The sequence below is a fragment of the Pseudomonas sp. FSL W5-0299 genome (assembly GCF_005930655.1).
GTDB lineage: Bacteria > Pseudomonadota > Gammaproteobacteria > Pseudomonadales > Pseudomonadaceae > Aquipseudomonas > Aquipseudomonas mandelii.
Genome location: NZ_RXHX01000075.1, coordinates 1 through 5,185, shown reverse-complemented (window position 1 = coordinate 5,185; position 5,185 = coordinate 1). Strand labels below are relative to the sequence as shown.

The following is a 5,185-nucleotide window of genomic DNA, read 5'->3' as shown; positions in this document are numbered from 1 at the left end:
GCTCAGTACTGGAGGGTGAAAGTGCGGTGGATGAGTCCATGCTCACTGGCGAGCCAGTGCCGGTAATGAAGAGAGCTGGAGATAGCCTGATCGGCGCCACGCTGAATACACATGGGAGCTTGGTAATGGAGGCGCAGAAGGTCGGCGCCGAGACCATGCTGTCACAGATCGTACAGATGGTCGCTCGGGCTCAGCGCTCCAAAGCACCAATGCAACGAATGGCCGACTCGATTGCCGGCTACTTTGTGATGGGTGTTATCGCGATTGCGATACTGACATTTGTTGGTTGGGGGCTTTTTGGCCCTGAGCCCAGCTGGGTGTTTGGTCTGATCAACGCTGTCGCCGTGCTGATCATCGCTTGCCCCTGTGCGTTGGGTCTTGCTACACCCATGTCGATCATGGTTTCGACAGGTAAAGCAGCCAGCATGGGTGTGCTGTTCAGGGATGCCAGTGCCATCGAAAACCTTTGCAAGATCGACACGCTGATTGTCGATAAGACAGGCACCCTGACAGAGGGTCGGCCAGTGTTTCACAGCGTGGAGGCCACACCCAGATTCAATCCCCACGATGTTCTTCAGCTGGCTGCCAGCCTTGATCAGGGCAGCGAGCATCCCTTGGCTCATGCAATCGTCGATCACGCCCGAACCGAGAACATTAAGCTCACCAAGCCAGAATCCTTTGAGTCTGGTTCAGGTATCGGGGTCAGTGGCATCGTTGATGGCAAGAAGATCCAGCTGGGGAACACCGCGTTGATGGAAGCCGCAGGCGTGAGCACTAAGCCCCTACAAGAGCGTGCAGAGTTGTTGCGACTTGATGGCATCAGCATCATCTACCTCGCAGTCGACGGGGTATTGGCAGGGTTGTTGGCAGTATCAGATCCAATTAAGCCGACCTCCAAAGAAGCAGTCACCAAGCTCAAGGCTGATGACATCAAAATTATCATGGCTACTGGCGACGGGCTCACCACCGCTCGGGCTGTCGCCAGGGAGATGGGGATTGAAGAAGTCCACGGTGAAGTGAAACCTCAGGACAAGGAACGTCTGGTCGCAGACCTCCAGCAATATGGCAGGAAGGTTGCCATGGCTGGTGACGGTATCAACGATGCACCGGCCCTGGCGCGAGCAGATGTGGGCATAGCCATGGGGACAGGGACTGACGTGGCGATGAATAGCGCGCAACTCACGCTGGTAAAAGGCGACCTGATGGGGATTTTACGAGCACGGGCTCTTTCGGTCGCAACAGTAAAAAACATGCGGCAAAATTTGGGTTTCGCCTTTCTTTACAACTCAATGGGCATTCCTCTTGCCGCAGGCTTGCTCTATCCACTTACGGGACATCTCCTGTCGCCCATGATCGCTGCCATAGCCATGAGCGTCAGTTCTGCATCTGTAGTTTTCAATGCATTGAGACTGAGGAATACCCGAATTGACTGAGCTTCAAAATTGCAGCGCACTTGCCATGCGTTTGCATACGACCTGACCAGTCATTCGCATTTGACTGATCAGCGATTGAGAATTTGACCAACCAGACATCAAAGCTGAGGGGCTCATAACGACCCAAAGCGGTAAACCTGGGCAAGTGACTACCCATGTGCTTTCTTCAGTCCCTTCAAGCGCACATTCGCCCTTTGAACAGCGGCCATTTTTTCAGGCCGCTTCATGCGTTTCCATTTTCTGATGTCTTCCTTGCTTCGCCCACAGCTCACACACAGATCACCACTGAGTTGGCAAACTGAGATGCAGGGATTCTCGATTTCTTTAGCCATTGTCAGCCACCTTTGGACACACGTGATTGAGTCAGGCGGGTGTTCCAGTCACCTCCGTGAGTTCGCTGACACTCCTCCTCAGAGTCGAAGCGGACGTTAAGGTTTGAAGGGATCAGATCGATGTTGGCCTCATTCAACGCTAAGGCCGTCAACTCAAAGATGCGCGCCTTAGCGTTAACCAGGGCGCGCTTTCTGTCAGCCTGGGTTTCGAACACCCAGATTACATTCAGGGTTTCAGCCAATGCGTTCAGGTCAGCGGCATGAGTGAGCCAGGTAAAGCCTTCGATTTCACCTTTTGCTGTTTCGCATGCTTCGGTGAGCGTGGTCATCAACCGACGTTCGATTCGTGCCAGTTCACGTTTCCCTGGAGGCATTGCGGGTTCCTTTGGAGACAATGGTGGGGGGGCGCTGAATCAGACAGGTCGAAACTCGACCGTCAGATGGCTGACTTCGTAGACCGGCTTGAGACGTTCACGAATTCTATCGGCGTTCGCAGTGGCCTCACCAAGGACGCTGACGATGGCCGCATGGGCTTGCGGTCCAATCCGCCAGACGTGCAAGTCCGTGATAGTGGCATCCCCCGGTTTCTCAACCAGTTCGCGGATTTCCTCGGCAACGTGTGCGTCTGTCTGATCCAGCAGTACTCCTGCGGTTGCCCCCATCAAGGTCCATGCCCAGCGCGCGATAACAATGGCGCCGACAATGCCCATGACCGGGTCTAGCCAAACCCAGCCGAGATACCGGCCGGCGAGCAGTGCAGCAATGGCCAGAACCGAAGTCAGCGCGTCTGCGATGACGTGGACGTAGGCCGATTTCAGGTTGTTGTCGTTCCCGTGGTGGGCATGGCCGTGATCGTGATCGTGATCGTGCCCATGACTGTGCCCGTGGCCCAGCAACAAGGCACTGACAATGTTGACGATCAAACCGGCAATCGCGATGAGCGTAGCGGTGCCGAACTGAACTTCCGTTGGCTGCAAGAGGCGCATGACAGACTCAATGCCAATTCCCAGGGAGACCATACCGAGAATCAGTGCCGAGGCGAATCCGCCCAAGTCTCCAACCTTTCCGGTACCGAAACTGTAGCGCTGGCTGGAAGCATGGCGTTTTGCGTATCCGTAAGCGGCCGCCGCGATGCCCAATGCGCCGGCATGGGTTGCCATGTGGAAGCCATCGGCCAGTAACGCCATCGAACCCGTGATATAGCCGGCGGTGATCTCGCCAACCATCATCACCACCGTCAGTGCCACAACCCAAAGCGTACGCTTGGCATTTTCGTCGTGCGCTGAGCCAAGGAACACGTGGTCGTGTGTGTAATTGATGTTGGTGCTGCTCATGAGTGTGTACCTAGATGCGTTCACTTGGCGTAACGGCGAATGGCTTCAAGAAGCTCTTCGACGCCCTTGTTACGCTCTTCTTCGCTGAGCGCAGGGTTCGCGACATGCTCCCGCGCGTGGTCCTCGATGATTTCCTCCATTAAGCCGTTGATTGCTCCGCGAGTGGCAGCAACAAGGTGTAGTGTTTTGGCGCAATCGAGATCCGATTCCAATGCCCGTTCAACGGCTTGGATTTGTCCGGCTATGCGTTTTACGCGTTTGAGAAGATTTTCTTTGTTTGCTGCAATATGGCCCATAGGATACCCCCCCTAGCTATGTATTGTGCATGATAGGCATACCCCCTATACCTATGCAAGACCAAGGAGCGGAGAGAGCATCTACAGTGCCTGGCAGGAAAGAGGCTTCAACTGCGAGTGAGGAGCGAGAGTAGCTGGAATGTCCGCCTCTGACCGTTCTCTCCCGGCCATGACCAAGAAGCGTATTGGTCGAATACGCTGCAAATCGTTTATCAGGTCAAATGCAAACGAGTGATTAAGTCTGTGCAATTACCCGTCAATGACACTCACAACCCGAAACATATAACTGTTGACCTTGCCGTCGTGTCAACGTTGATGCTATCGGTGCGGTGAAAAGAGACCGCTCAGCACGAGAGGAATAACCATGTTCGTCTTAGATGTATCAGGCATCGGTTGCGGCAGTTGCGTCAGCAAAATCACCAAAGCGATTCAGTCACTGGACAACGAAGCTACCGTTTCCGTGGATCGGTCAGCCGGTAAGGTGAGTGTTGAAAGCAGCGAAAGCCCAGAGCAGACAATTACCGCTCGCAAGCCCTTGCGCTACTAATCACCTCGCAGAGCTTTGAGCAAACCTTTGAATGCTCCATTCAACCTAGTAAAAGCGGCGTCGAAACGTATTCCATTTTCTGTGTACTTTGCGATCTCGACCTGCTGATCGACAGTATTTTGATCAATGGCAGGTTGAGCTGGTGTGCTGTAAAGCAAAGCACCTCCGTAAATATCATTTACTGATTCTTTTCCGGTAATGTGTTTTACATTTGTTGTTTTCAAAGAAATCGGAGTAGCAGGAGTTTCTTTTGTCTGGCTTTGCAAAAGCACAGTAGAAAAATCTAAATCTCGGGCCTTGAAGTTCGGCGTATCAGCGTTTGCGATATTGTTACTCAAGATTTCAGCTCTTTGGCTACGAAAAATTAACGCTCTTTCTGCGGAGCCAAGCGCTTTCTCAAAATTAATACTCACACTCAATCACCCTCAGTAGCGTTGCTATTTTTCATGAGCATCGAACACTTAAGTGTTGACGCGGTGCATCCAGGCTCACATATGCAGTTCCAGTGCAGAAACTAAAAAAACATCTGCACCTTGAAAGCTAACGGACACTTACAATGTTAAGCGCCTCAACTGATACTCAGTTAATAGCGGTGTAACGTTGGAAGATCGAGACCTTACGGATTAAATAGCGTGTTCCTCAAGAGAAATATCGCAACCTGACACAACTGTAGGATTCGAGGGGTTACCAATACTCATCCGAGGAAATTCAAATGAACCCCATCAAAACTTTGTTCGTCATCGCAGCCCTGACCGTCTCTTCTTTGGCTATGGCTGAAGGCGGTGGTGACCGGGCGTTCGCACGTATGGAAGTGGCTAGGAATAATTCGATGGAGTCGTACCAAGTAGCTCAAACGCAAAGCTCCCAACCTCCCGTCGCAGAAAGCCAAGCCAAAGCGATGGACCACAAGAATTGCTAAATAGCTGGGTACATTCCCAAGCTGACAGAAATGTAATCACTGTGGTGGTTTAAATGTGGCAATTTCTGAGCTCGCTTGCCGTAAGAGTTCGTTTTTTGTGACGGTGGGCGAAGCTCATCCGGGCAACTCATTGGTTGTTTCGTACGGCTTCCCTTTTGACTGATTGGACATAAACGGCATGCATTCCAAAACCTCTAGGCGGACATTCGTTAAAGGCCTGGCCGCTGGTGGCATTCTTGGCGGCCTTGGTCTGTGGCGCACTCCTGTATGGGCAGTGACCAGTCCTGGTCTGCCGAGCGTTCTCACCGGCAACGAATTTGATCT

At 52.6% G+C, this 5,185-nt stretch carries 9 protein-coding genes; 4 read left to right on the top strand and 5 right to left on the bottom strand.

The features are described 5' to 3' along the window. On the top strand, positions 1 to 1,433 hold a 1,433-nt coding region (locus FHL16_RS33500; protein WP_077750532.1), incomplete at its 5' end, for a copper-translocating P-type ATPase. 149 nt (positions 1,434 to 1,582) lie between these two features. Here the strand turns inward: FHL16_RS33500 and FHL16_RS33495 are convergent. From FHL16_RS33495 to FHL16_RS33480, 4 genes are read right to left on the bottom strand one after another with little or no spacing between them, the layout of a single operon-like run. Next, positions 1,583 to 1,765 (bottom strand): DUF1289 domain-containing protein, encoded by a 183-nt coding sequence (locus FHL16_RS33495; protein WP_050683282.1) that lies wholly within the window; start codon positions 1,763 to 1,765, stop codon positions 1,583 to 1,585. Between the two features lie 2 nt (positions 1,766 to 1,767). Then, positions 1,768 to 2,139: a hypothetical protein gene (locus tag FHL16_RS33490; protein ID WP_050683283.1), complete on the bottom strand. Its 372-nt coding sequence runs from the start codon at positions 2,137 to 2,139 to the stop codon at positions 1,768 to 1,770. 39 nt (positions 2,140 to 2,178) lie between these two features. After that, the gene (gene dmeF, locus FHL16_RS33485; RefSeq protein ID WP_077750530.1) at positions 2,179 to 3,099 is read right to left on the bottom strand and encodes a CDF family Co(II)/Ni(II) efflux transporter DmeF; all 921 of its coding nucleotides are present in this window, start codon (positions 3,097 to 3,099) and stop codon (positions 2,179 to 2,181) included. Between the two features lie 20 nt (positions 3,100 to 3,119). Beyond that, entirely contained in the window at positions 3,120 to 3,395 is a 276-nt protein-coding gene (locus tag FHL16_RS33480) for a metal/formaldehyde-sensitive transcriptional repressor (protein WP_050683285.1), read from the bottom strand. 364 nt (positions 3,396 to 3,759) lie between these two features. On the opposite strand from FHL16_RS33480, the gene FHL16_RS33475 reads away from it, so the two are divergent. Then, on the top strand, positions 3,760 to 3,942 hold the full coding sequence (locus FHL16_RS33475; protein ID WP_077750529.1) for a heavy-metal-associated domain-containing protein: 183 nt from the start codon (positions 3,760 to 3,762) through the stop codon (positions 3,940 to 3,942). On the opposite strand, the gene flgB is transcribed toward FHL16_RS33475, so the two are convergent. Further along, complete coding sequence (gene flgB, locus FHL16_RS33470) at positions 3,939 to 4,355, bottom strand: flagellar basal body rod protein FlgB (protein ID WP_077750531.1); 417 nt, start codon at positions 4,353 to 4,355, stop codon at positions 3,939 to 3,941. The genes FHL16_RS33475 and flgB overlap by 4 nt on opposite strands. Before the next feature lie 299 nt (positions 4,356 to 4,654). Here flgB and FHL16_RS33465 point away from each other — a divergent pair, with 299 nt between their 5' ends. Beyond that, positions 4,655 to 4,861, top strand: a complete 207-nt coding sequence (locus FHL16_RS33465; RefSeq protein ID WP_050683287.1) for a co-regulatory protein PtrA N-terminal domain-containing protein — start codon at positions 4,655 to 4,657, stop codon at positions 4,859 to 4,861. Positions 4,862 to 5,039: 178 nt separating this feature from the next. After that, on the top strand, positions 5,040 to 5,185 hold a 146-nt coding region (locus FHL16_RS33460), incomplete at its 3' end, for a twin-arginine translocation signal domain-containing protein (protein ID WP_138739114.1).

Bases quoted from the DNA above. Each gene is read 5' to 3' on its own strand.
- FHL16_RS33490 (WP_050683283.1), bottom strand. From the start codon at position 2,139: ATGCCTCCAGGGAAACGTGAACTGGCACGAATCGAACGTCGGTTGATG.
- dmeF (WP_077750530.1), bottom strand. From the start codon at position 3,099: ATGAGCAGCACCAACATCAATTACACACACGACCACGTGTTCCTTGGC.
- FHL16_RS33465 (WP_050683287.1), top strand. From the start codon at position 4,655: ATGAACCCCATCAAAACTTTGTTCGTCATCGCAGCCCTGACCGTCTCT.
- FHL16_RS33480 (WP_050683285.1), bottom strand. From the start codon at position 3,395: ATGGGCCATATTGCAGCAAACAAAGAAAATCTTCTCAAACGCGTAAAA.
- FHL16_RS33475 (WP_077750529.1), top strand. From the start codon at position 3,760: ATGTTCGTCTTAGATGTATCAGGCATCGGTTGCGGCAGTTGCGTCAGC.
- FHL16_RS33495 (WP_050683282.1), bottom strand. From the start codon at position 1,765: ATGGCTAAAGAAATCGAGAATCCCTGCATCTCAGTTTGCCAACTCAGT.